General features: G+C 42.4%; 17 protein-coding genes. 7 read left to right on the plus strand and 10 right to left on the minus strand.

Annotated features, from left to right (window positions below; translation table 11 throughout):
• Positions 1–6 precede the first annotated feature (6 nt).
• From AC04NP_RS17445 to AC04NP_RS17470, 6 genes are all read right to left on the minus strand, one after another.
• Positions 7–2,424: an ABC transporter permease gene (locus AC04NP_RS17445; RefSeq protein WP_482861140.1), complete on the minus strand. Its 2,418-nt coding sequence runs from the start codon at positions 2,422–2,424 to the stop codon at positions 7–9.
• Positions 2,425–2,890: 466 nt separating this feature from the next.
• Entirely contained in the window at positions 2,891–3,682 is a 792-nt protein-coding gene (locus AC04NP_RS17450) for an amidohydrolase (protein ID WP_482861141.1), read from the minus strand.
• Positions 3,670–4,827, minus strand: a complete 1,158-nt coding sequence (locus AC04NP_RS17455) for a methionine aminotransferase (RefSeq protein ID WP_482861142.1) — start codon at positions 4,825–4,827, stop codon at positions 3,670–3,672. Before AC04NP_RS17455 ends, AC04NP_RS17450 begins: the two co-directional genes overlap by 13 nt.
• A gap of 4 nt (positions 4,828–4,831) precedes the next feature.
• Positions 4,832–5,389, minus strand: a complete 558-nt coding sequence (def, locus tag AC04NP_RS17460) for a peptide deformylase (RefSeq protein WP_482861143.1) — start codon at positions 5,387–5,389, stop codon at positions 4,832–4,834.
• Positions 5,386–5,805, minus strand: coding sequence for a Holliday junction resolvase RuvX (ruvX, locus tag AC04NP_RS17465; protein WP_482861144.1), 420 nt, complete (start codon positions 5,803–5,805; stop codon positions 5,386–5,388). The genes def and ruvX overlap by 4 nt, the downstream gene beginning before the upstream one ends.
• Before the next feature lie 4 nt (positions 5,806–5,809).
• Positions 5,810–6,559: a hemerythrin domain-containing protein gene (locus tag AC04NP_RS17470; RefSeq protein ID WP_482861145.1), complete on the minus strand. Its 750-nt coding sequence runs from the start codon at positions 6,557–6,559 to the stop codon at positions 5,810–5,812.
• A 288-nt stretch (positions 6,560–6,847) separates the two neighbouring features.
• On the opposite strand from AC04NP_RS17470, the gene AC04NP_RS17475 reads away from it, so the two are divergent.
• From AC04NP_RS17475 to AC04NP_RS17495, 5 genes are all read left to right on the plus strand, one after another.
• Positions 6,848–8,476, plus strand: a complete 1,629-nt coding sequence (locus AC04NP_RS17475; protein ID WP_482861146.1) for a S41 family peptidase — start codon at positions 6,848–6,850, stop codon at positions 8,474–8,476.
• Between the two features lie 162 nt (positions 8,477–8,638).
• A complete protein-coding gene (locus tag AC04NP_RS17480; RefSeq protein WP_482861147.1) occupies positions 8,639–9,139 on the plus strand; it encodes a cupin domain-containing protein in 501 nt (166 codons plus the stop codon).
• 19 nt (positions 9,140–9,158) lie between these two features.
• A complete protein-coding gene (gene proC, locus AC04NP_RS17485; protein ID WP_482861148.1) occupies positions 9,159–9,962 on the plus strand; it encodes a pyrroline-5-carboxylate reductase in 804 nt (267 codons plus the stop codon).
• Positions 9,963–10,047: 85 nt separating this feature from the next.
• Complete coding sequence (locus tag AC04NP_RS17490; protein ID WP_482861149.1) at positions 10,048–11,025, plus strand: polyprenyl synthetase family protein; 978 nt, start codon at positions 10,048–10,050, stop codon at positions 11,023–11,025.
• 2 nt (positions 11,026–11,027) lie between these two features.
• Positions 11,028–11,660, plus strand: a complete 633-nt coding sequence (locus tag AC04NP_RS17495; RefSeq protein WP_482861151.1) for a rhomboid family intramembrane serine protease — start codon at positions 11,028–11,030, stop codon at positions 11,658–11,660.
• A gap of 39 nt (positions 11,661–11,699) precedes the next feature.
• On the opposite strand, the gene AC04NP_RS17500 is transcribed toward AC04NP_RS17495, so the two are convergent.
• Positions 11,700–12,617: a universal stress protein gene (locus tag AC04NP_RS17500; protein ID WP_482861152.1), complete on the minus strand. Its 918-nt coding sequence runs from the start codon at positions 12,615–12,617 to the stop codon at positions 11,700–11,702.
• 231 nt (positions 12,618–12,848) lie between these two features.
• Here AC04NP_RS17500 and AC04NP_RS17505 point away from each other — a divergent pair, with 231 nt between their 5' ends.
• Positions 12,849–14,651, plus strand: coding sequence for an ABC transporter ATP-binding protein (locus tag AC04NP_RS17505; RefSeq protein ID WP_482861153.1), 1,803 nt, complete (start codon positions 12,849–12,851; stop codon positions 14,649–14,651).
• 42 nt (positions 14,652–14,693) lie between these two features.
• Here AC04NP_RS17505 and AC04NP_RS17510 read toward each other — a convergent pair whose 3' ends face one another.
• Both AC04NP_RS17510 and AC04NP_RS17515 read right to left on the minus strand, forming a co-directional pair.
• Positions 14,694–16,925: a M1 family metallopeptidase gene (locus AC04NP_RS17510; protein WP_482861154.1), complete on the minus strand. Its 2,232-nt coding sequence runs from the start codon at positions 16,923–16,925 to the stop codon at positions 14,694–14,696.
• An 18-nt stretch (positions 16,926–16,943) separates the two neighbouring features.
• Positions 16,944–17,528 (minus strand): HupE/UreJ family protein, encoded by a 585-nt coding sequence (locus AC04NP_RS17515; RefSeq protein ID WP_482861155.1) that lies wholly within the window; start codon positions 17,526–17,528, stop codon positions 16,944–16,946.
• Positions 17,529–17,705: 177 nt separating this feature from the next.
• Here AC04NP_RS17515 and AC04NP_RS17520 point away from each other — a divergent pair, with 177 nt between their 5' ends.
• Positions 17,706–18,191, plus strand: a complete 486-nt coding sequence (locus tag AC04NP_RS17520) for a DUF6702 family protein (protein ID WP_482861156.1) — start codon at positions 17,706–17,708, stop codon at positions 18,189–18,191.
• A 2-nt stretch (positions 18,192–18,193) separates the two neighbouring features.
• Here the strand turns inward: AC04NP_RS17520 and AC04NP_RS17525 are convergent, their stop codons facing one another.
• Entirely contained in the window at positions 18,194–19,402 is a 1,209-nt protein-coding gene (locus tag AC04NP_RS17525; protein ID WP_482861157.1) for a bifunctional alpha/beta hydrolase/OsmC family protein, read from the minus strand.
• Between the last annotated feature and the right edge of the window lie 89 nt (positions 19,403–19,491).

Consider the following 19,491-nt stretch of genomic DNA (forward strand, 5'->3'; position numbering starts at 1 on the left):
TTTTATTTACTCTTCATGTTTTAATGCTTCAATGGGATTGGTAGAAGCGGCCTTGATGGATTGGTAACCCACAGTCAGCCACGCAATAAAAATAGCTATGCCACCTCCCCAAAGAAAGGGCCAGAGAGACAATGCGGTCTGGTAAGCAAAGTTTTGCAGCCAGCTTTCCATTACATACCAGGTCAGCACACCCCCTATGACAAAGGAAATAATCACCAGGTAAGTGAAGCCTCGGGTCAATAGCATCAAAATCTGGCTAACAGAAGCGCCCATTACTTTTCTTACACCGATTTCCTTAAATCGTTGCTCAGCGGTAAATGAAGCAAGCCCAAAAAGTCCCAAGGAAGCAATAATGATAGCAAGCACCGAAAAATATTGAACCAGGCTGGCCAGGCGGTCTTCATTGTTGTACTGCTCACTGAATCGTTCATTCACCCAATAATGCGTAAATGGAAATCCAGGCCTCAGGTATGACCATTGTTCCTTTAGATAAGCCAGCGTCTCATCTTCATGGGCAGAATTGATTCTGAGGGCCATGCTCCGGGAACGGCCATTGGAAATCAAAAATACGATTGGGGCTATTTCCTGATGAAGCGATTCGAAATGGAAATCTTCCACCACACCGATTACCTTACCCTGCCTTTGCCCGTAATGAAATGCTTTACCAATGGCTTCGTCATCAGAATTCCAGCCAATGGCTTTTATGGCCGTTTTATTTAAAATAAATGACTCTGTGGAATCACTCGCCCGATTGATATCAAAATCGCGGCCTGCTGTAAAGGGGACCTCAAAAGATCCCAGAAAATCGTGGTCCACATGTACATCGGCTATACGAAACTGAATGGCCTTCATATCGCCATCGATCTCCGCCTTAGCGCCCTGCGAATCAAGCAATCTGCCTGATGGAACCCTGCTGGTGATGGACACACTATTGATTCCCGGTTGTTGCAATAACCTGCCCCTGATGGACTCATATTGGTTGTAAATTTCATTGTTCATCGGCAAGATCAATAGATTGTCTTTGTTGAATCCGAGTGGCTTGGCCCGCATATATTGCAATTGCTCTTGTATCACAACTACACTGATTATCAAAACAATAGAGATACAGAATTGTACCACAACCAAAACCGAGCGCAGGTTAAAGCCATTTTTGTTTCGCACGTTCTGGCCTTTTAAAATATTGGCCGGGCGGAACCTGGACAGGAACAAGGCCGGATAACTGCCTGCCGCTATGCCAACAAACAGTGTAATTCCCCCTAGCAGGTATATGACAAATAAATTGTTGGCGATGGAAATCGATAGGTCTTTTTGAACGAAATTGTTAAACCATGGCAGCAGCGATGAAACAATGGCCAGGGCCAATACCAAACTGATGACAGCAAAGAGAACGGATTCTATAAGAAACTGTCGAATGAGCATGCCTCTGTAGGCGCCCATCACTTTTCTTAATCCAACTTCCTTCGCCCTTTTTACCGAGCGGGCAGTGGAGAGGTTCATAAAATTGATACAAGCAATAACCAGGATCAAAAAGGCAATGGCTGTGAATGTGTAAACGTAGGCAATATCTCCATTGGCTTCCATCTCCGAATCCAGATGGGAGTGTAAATGGATACTTGTGAGGGGCCATAAAGTTAATTGATTGTATTCAGCCGGTTTTCTGCCATTGCCTCCTGGCTGAAGGTGTTTATTCAAAAAATCTCCGAGTTGGGCCTGTAAATCCAGGTAATTATAGCCTTCCGGTAACAGTAGATATGTGCCGTAATTATTGCTTCCCCAGTTGTTCATGAGATTTTCCAGTCCGAAAAAATCTTCTACCGTTTGGAAGGAGCAAAGAAAATCCAGGGTAAAATGTGAATGGTGTGGTACATCCTCCATGACCCCTGTTACTTTCATATCCACTCGGTTATCATAATTCAGTACTTTTCCTATAGGGTCGGCGGCACCAAAGTATTTTTCTGCAGTAGATTGGGTAATGACAAGCGAGTTGGGTTCTTTCAACGCTGTAGCAGGGTCTCCTTTGACCAGTTTCCAGGAAAAGACCTCAAATACATCGTGGTCTGCAAAGAAAAATTTCTCCTCTTCAATCTTGGTTTCCTTGTAGGTAATCAACGGATCATCGCCTAAAAACCGCACTGCATTAAGGACTATGCCTTCAAAGTCACTTTTCAGCAAAGGCGCAAACGGTGGGGCAACCTGGCCGAGATGCAGGCTGGTTTCACCATCTATGTTCTTCCAGGCCCGCGAAACTCTTACAATGCGGTCTGACTTTTCATGGTATTTGTCATAGCTTAATTCATCTTTGACAAACAATAATATTAAGATACAAGCGGCCATTCCGGTGGAAAGTCCCAAGATATTAATGAAACTGTAGACCTTCTGCGCTAAAATATTCCTGATGGCAATTTTAAAGTAGTTTTTAAACATGGTATTTAAGTTTTTGTCCTGACAATTGAAGGTGATGGGTGTAATTGGTTATCACCACTTTTATGGCAACACTGGTAAATGCCAGCAGTAATCCATAATTTAACAGAAAAATTAATAGATTCAAAGTCATCGTGCCGATGCCACTTCACACCATTTTGCTTTTGTTAATAATCCTTGATTTTTTGTTACTGATTACCGGGCTTTATAAACCCTGGGTTGTATTGTGGTGGATGCCGAGGCAAAACAGGAAACGGGTGCTGCAAATATATGGTACGATTGGCGCTGTATTAGCGCTGTTGACGTTTTTTCTGGTTTTCTGAAATCGCTTTTTCCATTGACACCATCGATAGCACGAGCGCTGCGTTCATTCCGCTGCGACCGGTAAGGCACCGGCAGACGTGGCTGTTGCACCACTTAAGAATGTGCCTTTATTTTGCAGGCGAAAACCTCCGTGTGTCTTTGTGTTTTAGGTTACCAGGAAGCTGTCGCTGTCCCGATGAGCTGGAAAATCGGAGCGTACTTTTTCTAGTTGGCTTCTGGTGAGGGTAAGGGTGATGGTGCCTTCCTTATCTTCCAGGAAATGTAGCACGTTGCCCAGGGGATCGATCACGACCGAATGCCCGTTGTAAGCAATATTATTTCCATCCTTACCGACTCTGTTCAGACCTGCCACATAACTTAGATTTTCAATCGCCCGGGCTTTTAACAAGATATCCCAGGCAGGGATTCTCTTGGCCGGCCAATTGGCTACAAACAACAATAAATCATACGAATGACCCCTGTCCTCATGCCACTGGTTGCGGCTCCAGACCGGAAACCTCAGATCATAACATATCATCGGGCAGATTTTCCATCCGTGAAGTTCGACGAGCAGTTTTTCCTTTCCCGCACTAAAATAGTGGTGTTCGTTTGCCATTCTAAAAAGGTGCCTCTTGTCATAGGTGCGGAAATGGCCGCCCGGCTCCATCCAGATCAGCCGGTTATAGAAATGCTCGCCCTCCCTGATAATTAAACTACCGGCCACAACGGCGCCGGTTTGGTTTGCCTGCTGTTTCATCCACCGGAAAGTTTTCATATTCATTATTTCGCCCAGCGGCTTAGTGGCGTTGGTAAAACCGGTGTTAAACATTTCCGGCAATAAAATAATATCGGTTTTCCCCTCGATTTGCCAGATTTTTTCTTCGAACATAGCCAGGTTGGCATCTACATCATGCCAATGGAGGTTTGATTGGATTAAGCTAACCGTTAAATCCCGCATAATAACCTCGCTCCTTTTTGCAGTGTCTGATTGTCCTTGGCAAAACAAAACCTCAGATAGTGATTATCAGTCTTATCCTGATAAAATACCGATATAGGTATTGCGGCCACACCGACCTCCCTGGTTAACCACTCCGCCATCTCCCTGTCAGGGGTGGTTCCATAATTCCTGTAGGAAAATAACTGGAAATAAGTGCCTTTGGATGGCACTGGCTCAAACCGGGACGCTTCCATTTGCTGTAAAAAGTAATCCCTTTTTTCCTGGAAAAACTTATGTAATCCCTGGTAATTCTTTTCATTGTCCAGAAAAGCAGCCAGGGCATATTGCACAGGGGTATTGACGCTGAAGGTTAGAAACTGATGAACCTTTTTTATTTCAGCGGTCAGCGGGGCGGATGCCACGCTGTAACCAACTTTCCATCCGGTGGCATGAAAGGTTTTTCCAAAAGAATAAACGGCTATGCTTCTTTCCCTTAAACCCGGATATTTCAACACACTTTGATGCGCTTCATCGTCAAAAATGATGTGCTCATAAACTTCGTCACTTAATACGTAGATACCATACTTTTCAGTAATTTCCGACAAGGCCGATAGATCGCCGTGTCTTAAAATAGTCCCTGTCGGGTTATGGGGGGTATTGATGATGATGAGCCTGGTGCGTTTGTTTATTTGCAGTGCAACCCGTTGCCAGTCCATGGTAAAATCAGGCACCTCCATGGGCACCAGCACCGGGATCCCTCCGTTTAACCTGACAGCGGGCACGTAGGCGTCGTAGGCGGGCTCCAGGATCAACACTTCGTCCCCTGGCCTGACCATCGCTGCGATACTGGCATAAAGTGCCTCTGTAGCGCCGGCGGTAACGGTAATTTCGTTTTCAGGATTGACGTTTATCCCATAAGTGTTTGTAATTTTCCGGCTGATACTATTTAACAAATCGGGTACGCCCGGCATGGGCGCATACTGATTAAAACCGCGGCGCATATAAGTGGTTACCAAATCCTGTAATTCTGAGGATATTTCGAAGTCGGGAAATCCCTGGGATAAATTGATAGCCTTAAAATCCTGCGCCATCTTAGACATGACAGTAAAAATGGTCGTCCCTACTTCAGGTAACTTAGAGGATAACTTGGGTTGATTAACTGGCAAAATGCTATCTTTTCTTTACTGGAAACGCCATGCGGTATTCCACATTTATATTGCCTTTGCTGATGTTAGCCAGTTTGCTCTTTAACAGCCTTTTCTTAAAAGGGGAAAGGTGGTCGGTGAACAAAACGCCTTCAATGTGGTCGTATTCATGTTGTATGATTCTTGCTTTCAAACCATCGAATACCTCTTCGTGTTCCTCCCAGTTTTCGTCAAAGTACCTGATTTTTAACTGTGGTTTGCGGTTGACTTCCTGCCGTATATCCGGAATACTGAGACATCCCTCTTCAAATGACCATTCAATACCGTTTTCTTCAAGCATCACGGGGTTTACAAACACCTTCTTAAAATCCTGCATGCTTTCATCCTCCATGGGACTCGCATCCACCACAAATATTCTTATAGGCTTCCCTATCTGCGGCCCTGCCAAACCCACGCCATTCGCATTATACATGGTTTCAAACATGTCATTGGCCAGTTCATTGATCTCAATCGATCCTTTTTCAATTTCAACGGCCTTTTTCCTCAATACAGGATCCCCGTACGCTACAATGGGATATATCATGTCAAACTACCTTGTTCTAAAAAAGATTGCAATATGATGGTTGCACTAATTTTATCTATGTTTTCTTTGTTTCTTCTATCCTTTTTCTTCATGCCACCCTGCAACATGGCATCGAAAGCCATTTTGGAGGTAAACCTTTCGTCGACGGTGACCACTTTTTTGCCGGGAAATACCCGCTTAAGATGAATAACAAAATTCTTTACAGTTTGTGTTAAATCAGTGTCATTACTGGCCAAATTTTTAGGTAAGCCAACAACAAATATTTCGATCCCCTCACGCGCTTCATATTCCTTCAGAAAGGCTATAAGTGCTTCAGGATGAACGGTTGTTAACGGGCTGGCAATAATTCTTGCCGGATCAGTAACTGCTAACCCTACCCTTTTTGTGCCATAGTCGATTGCGAGAATTCTAGCCATTCGACTAATTGAACTTTACTTTATCAGCCATCCATTTTTTGACATCTGCTTCCAATTGCATTGCCTTGGGAAACAATACATTGTTTTCAACATTGGCGTGAATAACCAGTTCCTTGTCAAAATTTTCAAGTTCCGAAATCAACACCCTTAACGGCAGATCATCCGAATTATGGCATTTATAGTTTTGAGTGATTTTTCTGATGCCCTGCATTTCATCATCATGCTGCTCGTGTTCCATGGCATATTTTTGAATGGAATGTTTTTCCATTTGATAATAAATCACGGAAGGTGTGATTTCTCCCTGCAGGGCCTTTTTAAGATGGAGAATGTAGTTAAAAAGTGTATCTTCCTCTTCGTATATGTGGACTATAAAATCCTGGACGAACAAGGGAAATACGATTTTAAGGTCTTCGACAAAATTATTTGTGTGAAAATGTTTCTCGTCGATGTTCTCGAGCAAACGGGCAATAAATGGTAACTTTTGCTTGATAAAAAGATAATGTGTATGTTTTAAATATTCGATGATCAGCTCAATCGGATAGGAAACCAGCTTAATACTAGCCTGGTGGTCATTCTTCCGGACAGATTCCAGACTTTTGATGACCTTTTGAATGTCCAGTTGCTTTTCATCACAAACCTGCTTCAGGGTTTTTTCAGAATAATCATAAAATTTTATTCCGAAATAATACAACACTGAAGCGAAAATAAGATTTTCCCCTACCAGGTCTTCAATTTTCCTATGAATTATTTCCACGATTAATAAATTGAACTAAAAGACAAATATAGAGAAATTAGTGCTATAAAAACATTATTTAGTAATCCTTTGACCATATAATTATTGAAGATCAAGAATATAGCGGTCAAATAAAACTCTTTTGGTATTGCTACGTTTTATTTTTATTAGGTGAAAAGCCCTTGGCAACAATTAAATGTTGACAATATTTATGTAATTTTTTTATTAAGGTTCGCTTTGATAAGTTTTAAAATCAACCGATTTTGGCAAAGTTACTAATTAATTTATTTTAATAAACCGATTAAGACCGTGAGTGAGAGAAAAAATTCAAAATCCAGTATCAGACTTCCATTACTCATTTCAATAGCAATAGCCGGTGGAGTATTAATTGGCGCCACAGTATCGAATAATTCACCCAAGGGGGTGGCGATTTACAATAACATACAAAAGTTTAAAGAAATCCTCACTTATGTGCAAAGGGATTATGTGGATGAAGTAAATACAGATGACCTGGCAGAATATGCCATTAAACAAATGTTGGAAAAACTGGACCCTCATACCGTATATATTCCTGCCGAAAATGTGGCTGCTGCGAAATCCGAGCTGGAAGGTGGATTTGATGGAATTGGAATCGAATTTGGCATTTTCAGGGATACGCTTTACGTTGTCGCCCCGATAAACGGAGGCCCTTCGGAACAGGTAGGTTTGAGATCAGGCGACCAGATTATTGAAGTGGATGGTGAAAATATAGCGGGTATCGGTATCAATAATTATGATGTATACAAAAAACTTCGTGGTCATAAAGGTACCAAGGTTAACGTCAAAATCAAGCGGGAAAGGGAGAGTGGGTACCTGGATTTTACCATTACCAGGGATAAAATCCCGCAGAATACGGTGGACGTTTCTTATATGATCGATGATGTTATCGGATATATAAAATTAAGCAGGTTTGGTACCAATACCTATACCGAATTTAAAACCGCACTCAATAAACTGAAGGGGGAGGGTATGAAAAAACTGGTGCTTGACCTGAAAGGAAATGGAGGAGGAATCATGCAAAGGGCCATTGAAATCAGTGATGAGTTCCTTAATGACAACCAATTGATTGTTTACACAAAAGGTAAAGATAATCGCTATGATTCGGAGGCCAGGGCAAGGATAAAGGGCATTGCAGAAAACATTCCCCTGATTGTATTGATCGACCAGGGCAGTGCCTCTGCCTCTGAAATTGTATCGGGTGCCTTGCAGGACAACGACAGAGCGTTGATCGTGGGAAGGCGGTCATTTGGCAAAGGACTGGTACAGGTGCCAATCGACCTTAGTGATGGCTCCGAGCTGAGATTAACCATATCGAGATATTATACACCCAGTGGCAGATCTATTCAAAAGCCCTATGAAGCAGGTGGTGGTGATTACGATCATGAAATTTATACCCGTCTCGAAAATGGAGAGTTTTTTCATGCTGACAGCGTAAAATTTAACGATTCTCTGAAGTACAAAACCTCCAAAGGCAGGATTGTATATGGAGGTGGTGGAATTATGCCGGACTATTTTGTGCCGATCGACACCAGTTTGAACAGTGCCTATTTGAATACATTGTACGTTAAAAACCTATTCAGAGAATATACTTTGAACTATACCCAAAAGCATGAAAAAAGGTTAAAAGGTATGTCGCTGGAAAACTTCAAAAAAGATTTTCAAGTATCGGAAAACATGGTCAGGGAATTTATCGGGTTGGCGGAGCTTTCAGGGGTGGCTTATAATGAGGCGGAATATAAAATCTCGAAATCAATTATTGTTTCCAATATAAAAGCACAAATTGGCAGAAGGCTTTGGGCTGAAGAGGGCTATTACCCAATCATCAATGAGCATGATGAAGTTTTGACGCAGGCCATCCAATTCTTTGACAAGGCTGAGGAATTGTTGCGCCATAACTGACAAACGTATTTCAAGATCATACGCACAAGCTCTATAATTAATGCCTGGTCTATAGATCGGGCATTTTTATTAATGTCCATAGCAAAATTATGATGAATTAAGAATTAATGTTTAATTTTTAGTTTTTAAAAAACCTTAGCTTTAACTTTTGAATAGTCAGGTATGAAAAGCGCTCAATATTGGATTGACCATTTGGATCTACGGAAGCATCCGGAAGGAGGTTTTTTTAAAGAGGTATACCGGAGCGATGAAACACTTTCAGGTGCTCATCTGCCAGAACGCTACAAAGGTGACAGGTGCTTTTCGACAGCTATTTATTTTTTGATCACCGCCGGGGATTATTCGAGGTTTCATAAAATTAAAAGTGATGAAATCTGGCACTTTTATGAGGGTAATCCGTTGAGCTTATACGTGTTGCACAATGAGGATCATAGACTAGATCATTTTTCACTTGGCAGAGAGGTGGCATATGGTCAGCAATTACAGCTTACTATTCCAAAAAACCACTGGTTCGGCGCCGCCCTGGCGGTAGACCGGGGTTACGCGCTGGTGGGTTGTACCGTGGCACCCGGTTTTGATTTCACAGATTTTGAAATGGCCGACAGGCAGGAATTAATAACAACATTTCCCCAACATAAAACTATTATAAACATATTAACTTGAGCATTATTTAAAAGGTAAAATGAATAGGAAAATAGCAATCATCGGGGGTGGAAACTTAGGAATCGCCATTACAGAAGGCCTTATTAACAACCGGTTTATACCCGCCACCAATCTGATGGTGACAAGGCGCCGTATCCAATTGCTGGATCACTTAAAAGAAAAAGGGGTAAATGTCCTGCAGGATAATCAAAAAGCTGTACAAGACTCCGATATCATAATTTTGGCTATCAAGCCCTACCAGATAAAAGAGGTGCTTACCGAAATACAACCTTCACTGCAAATTGACAGGCATATGCTGATTTCTGTAGTGACCGGATATACCATTGATGAGATCAAAGGTATTATTGAAAAGGAGATTCCCGTCTTTCGTGCCATGCCCAATACAGCCATTGCTATTGGGGAAGCCATGACTTGCGTGGCCACCAACAACGGCTCCGAGGGAGAGATCGAAATGGTCATTAATATTTTTGACCAGGTAGGAAAGGCTATTTTAATCAATGAAGAGTTAATGGAAGCGGCGACTGTTCTTGGGGCTTGTGGTATTGCTTATTCCCTGAGGTATATAAGAGCAGCCACCCAGGGAGGAATTGAAATTGGCTTTGACGCAAAAACGGCGGAACTGATCGCCTCTCAAACTGTTAAAGGCGCAGCCAGCCTGATTTTACAAGAGGAGAATCATCCTGAAAAGGAAATAGATAAAGTTACCACACCCCAGGGTTGCACGATTGTGGGATTGAATGAAATGGAACATCAGGGATTCAGTTCCTCACTCATCAGAGGTATTCTGGCGTCTTTCAATAAAATCGCGAAAATTCCTCATTAAATAATTGCCTAAAAATAACCCGAATCGTAGCTATATATCCATGAAAGAAATTTAATTTGCAGCAATTTATATGAACGATCCATAAATGCTAAAGGATATTTTAAGTTTTACGGAGTCGATTAATCGAGAAATCGCTAAGATTAATTTTGGGGAAAACCCCGAAGAACTCTATGAACCTATTCGCTACATTATGGATCTCGGTGGAAAGCGAATGCGCCCATTGCTGGTTACTTTGAGCTATCACTTGTTTCACGACGATCTGGAGCGTGTGATCCAACCGGCAATCGCCGTGGAGGTATTTCACAATTTTACCTTAATGCACGATGATATTATGGATCATGCGCCACTCCGACGGGGAAAAGCCACGGTGCATACACGATGGAACAATAACATTGCCATACTTTCAGGTGACGTCATGTTGGTGAAGGTCTACGAGATGTTTATGGAGGTACAAGACAGTCAGTTTAAGGATGTGATTCGAAAATTTAACCGTTGTGCCGCAGAGGTATGTGAAGGGCAGCAGTTGGACATGAACTATGAGCGCAGGTTGTCAGTTACTGTTCCGGAATATCTTGAAATGATCCGGTTGAAAACCGCAGCCTTGTTGGGTTTCAGCACGGAGCTCGGTGCATTGCTTGCCGGCGCCAGCCCACAGGATCAGCAGTTACTGAAGACATTTGGCACCAGTGTCGGCATAGGTTTTCAGCTAAAGGATGATTTGCTGGATGTATATGCTGACCAATCCAAATTTGGTAAACAAGTAGGAGGAGACATCATAGCTAACAAAAAAACATTCCTGCTGATAAAGGCCCTGGAAAATGCAACAGGTGAAATCAGAAAGGCCTTATGGGCTTGGATGGAAAAAGAAGAATTTGACAAGGAGGAAAAAGTGCTGGCGGTTAAAGGGATTTATGATCAGTTGGGGATTAAAAAACTGGCGGAAGATAAAATGAATGAGTATTTTCAAACCGGCTTCGAAGCGTTGAAGAAAATTAATGTTGATCATACCAGAAAGGAAAAACTGTTGAGTTTTACGGAATATTTAGTAAACCGGGAAAAATAATTATGTCAATTACCATCATCATTATTGCCGTTACCATTGCCCTTAGCATGTACGCTTTTAGCAACCATGATGTATTTTACAAATGGTTGATGAATCCCTATGCAGTTATGGAAAGGAAGCAGTATTTCCGGTTTTTGACCTCAGGCTTTATACATTCCGATTATGTTCATCTGGGATTTAACATGCTCACCCTGTACTTTTTTGGTGATAATGTCGAATATTTTTTTGAGATCAAATCCGCCGGCCAGGGTACATTGATTTTTGTAGGATTCTATTTGGCGGCCATTGTCCTTTCGGAGGTTCCAACCTTTTTGAAACATAAAAATAACCCTAACTACAACGCTTTGGGTGCTTCAGGCGGAGTTGCCGCCGTCGTGTTTAGCAGCATCATGATTTACCCTGATAATGTCTTGTACATATCCTTTTTATTTCCCATCCCTGCATTTGTCTTTGGTATCCTGTATCTGATCTATTCTTACTACATGAGCAGAAAAGGAAGAGACAACATCAATCATGACGCCCATTTCTACGGCGCTGTCTTTGGTATCCTGTTTACCTTGGTGGTAGATCCGGGATTGTTTTCAGCGTTTTTCAGAGAAATCAGTAATTTTAGTTTGTCTACTTTTCTGCCTTAGTCAACTGCTATCAGGCTTTGCAAAAGGTTGTATAACTTGTTATACCTGAAGCAGTGCCTTGAAAAAGTTTAGCGTTTCCGTTTTATCCTTTACAATAAATAACGGTATTTGACTATTGTAATTGGCCAGTTGTTCGGTGACACTCCCCAGCAATATGGTGGCGGCAGAGGTCTTTCCTTTGGCACCGACTACGATCATGCTGATGTCCTCTTTCAATGCCGTAGCATATATTTTATCGGCTGGTCTTGCGTTGTTGTCAAGGGTGTAAATGTTTTGGTTTCTGATACCCCCTAAATCAAATTTTTTGATGAATTTGGCGAAATCATTGATGGCGTGATGCTTCATAATCTCGGCAAACTCTTCGTAGGTCTTGCCGATGTGGGAGTAGCCCGTGGGAACTGTGTAAACATTTTGAAAGACCACCTCAATATCACTGGATTTGGCGATGTCGAGCGCGCGGTCCAAAGCCTTTCCGGACGGTTCGGAAAAATCAACCGGCACCATGATCTTTGTGATCTCTAAAGGGTTTTTTTCCGGAACAAACAAAACATTACAGGGAACAAACCTTACCAGCTTTTGAGGTAGTATTCCCGTCCCCTTCAATTCGAGCTTGCGGCCAACAATAACCAAATCAATGTCGTTTTTTTTGACATATTCGGCAATTTTTTGTGTTGGATTACCTTCTTGCAAAACGATATGGGTATTGGCTTCTACATCCTTGCCAAGACTTGTTTCGATACTGCTGTCGATCCTTTTTTTTATGGTTTCATCTCCGGATGGAAGCAACCCCGGAAATTGTTTGCGGATTTCTGCGGGTATATCCAGCGATTTAGCTACATGGAGAAAATTGATGCTTTCCGCCTTAACAATGGGGCACATCATGGAGCCATAGGCGATCAGCTTCTCATCGATCTCTGATAAATCTAAACAAATAAGGATCTTTTTCAACGGATACATAGCAGATCAGGAGTGGTTTTGTTAACTACAATTTTCGGCAATAAAATCATATTATCAAGGTAAACAACGATAATTTCCCCAATTTTCAAAATAAATTCGTCATTGTAATGATAACTAAATAAATTTGCCGGAAATTACTTCCGGTGCGAACATCCAACATACAAAACTACACCTATACCGCCTGGCAAAACCGCCGGCAGGTAGATGTTATAAGTTTAACAAATAGTGTGAATGGCCAAGAGAATTCAAGAACCTCTCAAGGAGGAGGAAAAAAAACCCTTAAATAAACAAAATTTTGCCAGACTCATGGGGATATTCAATTTCCTTATCCCCTACCGCGTACCATTTATCTTAGGAATGATTTGCCTGTTTATCGGTAGTGGGGTTTTGTTACTATTCCCTTTTCTGACCGGTAAGCTGGTCAACGCAGCCGTTGGTGAAGGCAACTGGCTGACCAACGACGTAAACCAAATTACCATCATGCTTTTCGGAGTACTTCTGGTTCAAAGCCTTTTTTCATTTTTCAGGGTGTATTTCTTTGCCCGGGTCAGTGAAAAAGGCATGGCTGATATCCGTCAAAACCTCTATGCCAAGTTCATGACACTGCCAGTCACATTTTACGATGAAAGAAGGACCGGTGAACTGCTCAGCAGAATTACCTCAGATGTTTCGATGTTGCAGGATACCTTTTCAACCACACTGGCCGAGTTTATAAGGCAATCTATTACCCTGATTGGCGCTTTGGTATTCATATTCTGGTCGACCCCGAAACTAAGTTTGTTCATGCTGGCGACCTTTCCGGCAGTGATTGTGATCGCCATGTTTTTTGGTCGTTATATTAGAAGGCTTTCCAAAAAAACCCAGGATCAACTCGCCGCCGCCAATATAATCGTAGAAGAAACTTTACAATCGATTCATATTGTAAAAGCGTTTACCAGTGAACTTACGGAAGTGTTGCGATATCGCAAGTCATTGGATGAGGTGGTAACAACCGCTCTTAAAACCGCCAAATTCCGTGGTCTGTTTATATCGTTTATCATCATTGCTTTATTCGGAGGTATTGTCGGTGTCATGTGGAAGGGAGCTACCCTGGTTCAGCAAGGCATGCAAGTAGGGGATCTATTTTCTTTTGTTTTGTTTACAACTTTCATTGGCGGTTCGATTGCAGGATTGGGGAGTATTTACGGCACCATCCAGAGAGCCATGGGCGCTTCAGAAAGGGTGCTGGAAATTATTGATGAAAAGTCTGAACTTGATTTAAATACAACGCTGACCCCTTCTACCCGGCTTCAGGGAAGCATTGAATTTGACAGGGTGGCTTTTTCATACCCTACCAGGAAAGACATACAGGTTTTAAAAAGGATTGATTTTGTCGTACACTCTGGTGAAAAAATTGCCCTGGTCGGCCACAGTGGGGCTGGCAAGTCAACGATCATTCAACTTCTTATGCGATTTTATGCATTGGATAAAGGGCAAATCAGGGTGGATGGAAAAAACATCGATGACTATGATCTGACTGCGTACCGGTCTAATCTTGGAATTGTACCCCAGGAGGTAATACTTTTTGGAGGAACTATCAGGGAAAACATCGGCTATGGGAATCCCCTGGCTGGTGATGAAGAAATTCTGCAGGCTGCAAAACAGGCCAATGCCCTGGATTTTATCAATTCCTTCCCGGAAAAGCTGGATACTTTGGTCGGTGAGCGGGGAATGAAATTGTCGGGAGGACAAAAGCAGCGAATTGCTATTGCCAGGGCAATTTTGAAAGATCCGAAAATATTGATACTTGACGAAGCCACCAGCTCTTTGGATGCCGAGTCAGAACATTTGGTTCAAACCGCCCTGGACAAATTAATGCAGAACCGTACCACAATTATTATTGCCCACCGCCTCTCCACCATCCGGAAAGTGGATAAAATATATGTCATCAATGAAGGAAACATCCTCGAGTCCGGTACACATGAGACGCTTTCGAAAATTGAAAATGGGCTTTATAATAACCTGGTGAAACTACAATTCCAGGAGGCAGTTTGACCGTCTCCGTTCTTTAGCAATCACACAATCACCCTGTCGATACTATTCTCCGGATTTTCTTTTGAATTCCTCAAATTTCGATGGTCTGTCAATTTTAGGAAACACGTTATTCCCCACATCGGTATCGGCGGTTTCAAGGTTTGGATCGAGTACGATGTTGGTTACTTCTTTAGCCTTCACGAATACCTTTTTCACCTCATTTTCGTTTTTTCTCCAGATTTCGGCGGGTATTTTTTCAATTTCCTTGGTCCCGTCCTTAAAGGTCCACTCGATGATCAACGGTGTTACCAGGCCTCCTACATTTTTAAGGGTGAGCTCATAAAAGTTTTTATCGGCATATTGCTGCCTGATGGCATTATCATCCACACGATTTTTAAACTCGCCATAGAAGCGTGGATCCATATCTGTTAACACAATTTCCTTAAATCCGGTACTGAAATCTTTATTTTTGGTTTCTCCGGCACCATCGGTTTTGGTTATTCTGGCATCGGCAATTTTGTTCTCCAACCCGCGCTGTTCATTTTTCACCTTGAACCACTTCACATTATCCACCTCCACGTCCACGTTGTCGGTAGTGTAAAACCAACCTTTCCAAAACCAATCCAGATCTACTGCCGAGGCGTCTTCCATGGTTCTGAAAAAGTCCGCAGGAGTAGGATGCTTGAAAGCCCAGCGTTTTGCATATTCTTTGAAGGCGTAGTCAAACAGTTCCGGGCCCATGACCGTTTCCCTCAAAATGCTCAGGGCTGTCGCTGGTTTTGCATAAGCATTGTTTCCGAATTGCAGGATTTGCTCTGAGTTAGTCATGATTGGCCTGATAAAACTTTTGTCTCCTTTCATATAAGGAACTATGTTTTTAGCCGGCCCCCTTCTTGAAGGGAAATTATTATACATTTCCTGCTCGGTCCTGTACTGGACAAAAGTGTTAAGCCCCTCATCCATCCAGGTCCATTGCCGTTCATCGGAATTGATGATCATGGGGAAAAAGTTATGCCCCACCTCGTGAATAATCACCCCGATCATGCCATATTTGGTCCTGTCTGTGTAATTACCATCTTTCTCAGGACGGCCAAAATTGAAACAAATCATCGGGTACTCCATGCCTATAGAAGCGGCATGCACCGAAATGGCCACCGGATAGGGGTAATCGATGGTATACTTTGAATAGGTAATCAAGGTGTTAACCACTGCTTTGGTTGACTCCTCCTCCCATAAAGGATTGCCCTCTTTAGGATAGAATGACATGGCCAGCGGTTTTTTCCCATTGATATCGACCGCCTGTGCATCCCAAATGTATTTTCTTGAGGAAGCAAAGGCAAAATCCCTTACATCTTCGGCGTGGAAAATCCAGGTACTTTTGGTTTTGGACCTGGATTTTTCTTTTTTTCCGGCCTCTTTTTCGGTGACGATAATTACAGGCTTGTCGAAGGAGGCCTTGGCACTTTCCAGTCTTTTGAGCTGTGTGTCCGAAAGTACCTCCTTAGGGTTTTGCAAAGTGCCGGTGGCAGCTACAATGTGATCAGAGGGGACCGTGATTTTCACCTTAAAATCCCCAAAAGTCAGGGCAAACTCACCGGCACCCAGAAATTGCTTGTTTTGCCAGCCATTGACATCATCGTATACGGCCATACGCGGATACCATTGGGCAATGGTGTAGGAGTAATTTTCATCCTCCGGAAAATACTCGTAGCCACCCCGTCCGCCGATCAGCATGCGGTCGTTGATGTTGTAAGACCAATCGATAGTGAAGGTAAAGTTATCGCCCGTTTTCATCGGTTTGGGAAGATCAATCCGCATCATGGTCTTATTAATGAGGTAAGGCAGGGTTTTACCATTACCATCTTTTACGGCCGAGATTTTAAAGCCACCATCGTAATCTGTATCGTTAAGCCCTCTTTGAAGGAATCTTCCCACAATCGAGTCGTTCTGTGGCACACTCATGGTATTGCTCAAGGGGGTATTTGAGTCTTTGGCCCTCACATTTTGATCCAGTTGTACCCACAAATATTTCAACACATCCGGAGAGTTATTGAAGTACGTAATCTTCTCGCTGCCGGTAAGTACCTGGTTTTCATCATTGATCTCTACATTAATCTCATAATCGGCTTTTTGTTGCCAGTAGGAAGGACCAGGCGCTCCCGAACCGGTACGGTAGGTATTGGGTGTCGGAAGTTTTGTTCCGAGCTGCTCAAATTTCTGTTCATATTTGCCCTGACTGAATATGCTGGTTTGGACAAAAATACAAACTAATAAAAAAGGAAGGGTCTTCTTCATCAGATTCGTTGTTTATATTTACCAAAATTTAGTTTCTATCATCATCGTAATGGCAATTCCCATGATCATTGAGGAAGTTATTAAACTCCACTTGTTTTTTGCTACATTGAATATTTTAATAAAAACGAATGACACCAATATGTAAATGATCACGATAACAATTTGCCCCAATTCCAGTCCCAGATTAAATGCCAGCAACTGATTCACAATAGAGGCATCCCTGCCCAGGATCCCTTTCAGGTAATTCGAAAATCCCATACCATGAATCAAACCAAAAAACAACGCATAGGCGTAGTTAACTGATACTTTTGATTTGTGAACTATCTGATCCGGCCTGGCGATGTTGCTGATGGCGGTGATAAAAATGGTAACAGGTATTAAGAATTCTATGATTGATCCATTTATCCTGATAAGATTGAAGGTGGACATCGCCAGGGTGATCGAATGCCCGATGGTAAAAGCTGTGACCAGTATCAATACATTTTTCCAATCTTTAATCGCATATATTGCGCAAAGGGCTACTACGAATAAAATGTGATCATATCCGTTAATGTCAAGAATATGTTCAATTCCTAATTGAAAATATAACCAGAAGGAGGACATACAGTGTTCTAAATGTTCTGAAGAGTGAATAGTTTATTTCTGTAATTATAACGTATATTTTTGTTTTGATAAAATAAAATTGTTACTGGTGGAGGTATAGTTTTATTTCTGGTATATTGCCTGTTATGAATTTAAGTTAAATAAACTTTACTTTTACCAGGGAGATTGTAAATTATTATGTTGAAAACTGTTGTCATAAACCTGCTGCTGATACTATTCACCGGTCATCCTTTTCATGTAAGTGTATGTGAAATAGCCTATGATGAAGAAACCAGGGCACTACAGATAACGCAAAAGATATTTTTGGATGATCTTGAACTGGGTTTAAGGGAATATTCGGGTGAGCGTTTTGATATTACGGAAAAGGCTTCGGAAGATAAAGTTAACAAGCTAATGGAAGCTTATTATCCTGAAAAAATGCAGGTGCTGGTTAACGGAAAGACCAGAACATTCAGGTACCTGGGTTTTGAAATCGAGGAAGATGCCATGTGGTGTTACCTGGAAATAGAAAAAGTGAGAAACCTCAAATCCCTGGAAGTGACCAATACAATCTTGTTTGAGATTTTTGAAGATCAATCTACAATACTTCACATTCAAAAGAGCGGAAAGATCAGAAGTTTCAGGTTAAGCAACGACGATACTGCTGCCCGGCTGACTTTCTGAGACTATCGCAATTTTGTGTTAATTTTAATTTCGGCATGCAAGGTTTTATGTACCGGGCAGCGATCGGCTATTTCCATAAGCCTGACTTTTTGTTGATCGTCCAATGGGCCTTCCAGTTCGATTTCACGATCGATGTGATCGATATAACCATCCTTGGTTTCGCAAGCTTCACAATCCTGACTATGAACTTTAGCATGTTCCAAATGTACCCTTGCCCTTTCAAGTGGCCAGTTTTTCCTTTCGGCATACATGCGAAGTGTCATGCTGGTGCAGGCGCCCAGGGCTGCCAACAGATAGCCATAGGGGGTGGGGCCTAAATCCTTGCCGCCTACCGAAGTAGGCTCATCAGCCAGAAGATGATGTTTTCCTGCCTTAATTTGAGTAGTAAAACCATCTTCCCCCGTTTCTGTCACCACCTGTTTTTCGGTCTCCAACTCCGAAGCGGGTTCCGGGATCATGTACCGGCTGCTCCATGAAGCAATCACTTGTCCTACGTATATAGAGTCATCTTTATTGGTTAGCAAGTGATCGGCCCCATCCAATGAAATGAAGCTTTTAGGATGTCTGGCCGCCTGATAGATTTCTGCCGCGTTGTCGATGCCCACGGTGGCATCCTGGGGTGAATGGAGCACGAGCAGTGCCTTATCCAGGTTATTTATGATCTCCTGCATGTTGCGGTCTTCAAGATCGTCTAAAAACTGTTTTTTGATTTTAAACGGTCTCCCTGCCAGCAGTACGGTGGCTTCGCCGGTTTCCTTTATTTCTTCGATATTATTTTTCAGCAGATGTTGAACATGAGGAGGATTTGACGGGGCCCCTACCGTAACCACTGCTTTTACAAACGGCAATTTAGATGCCGCCTGTAGTACTGCGGCACCGCCCAAAGAGTGGCCAATAACGATTTGTGGTGGCTGGTAATTGTCAGCCAGATAATTGGCGCCCTGTACCAGGTCATCGACGTTACTGGAAAAATTGGTATCCGAAAACTCACCTTCACTTTCGCCTAAACCGGTAAAATCGAATCGCAGCACAGCTACTCCGCTTGCGGTCAGCGCCCGGCTTATATTGGTAACGGCTATAAGGTTTTTGTTACAGGTAAAGCAATGGGCAAACAAGGCAAAGGCCTTTGGTTTTCGCTCCGGAGGCAGCTCCAGTTTTGCTGATAACAGGTGCCCCGTTTTGTTTTCGAATTGTAGTTTTATGGTTTTCATGGCATTGATTAAATCCTATGGATAATGTACGAGATGTTTTGGCCAAATTATACAAAAGAAATCACTTTTCAATCGTTTGGCTTCTGTCT

The organism is Agaribacillus sp. DX54 (genome assembly GCF_056858335.1).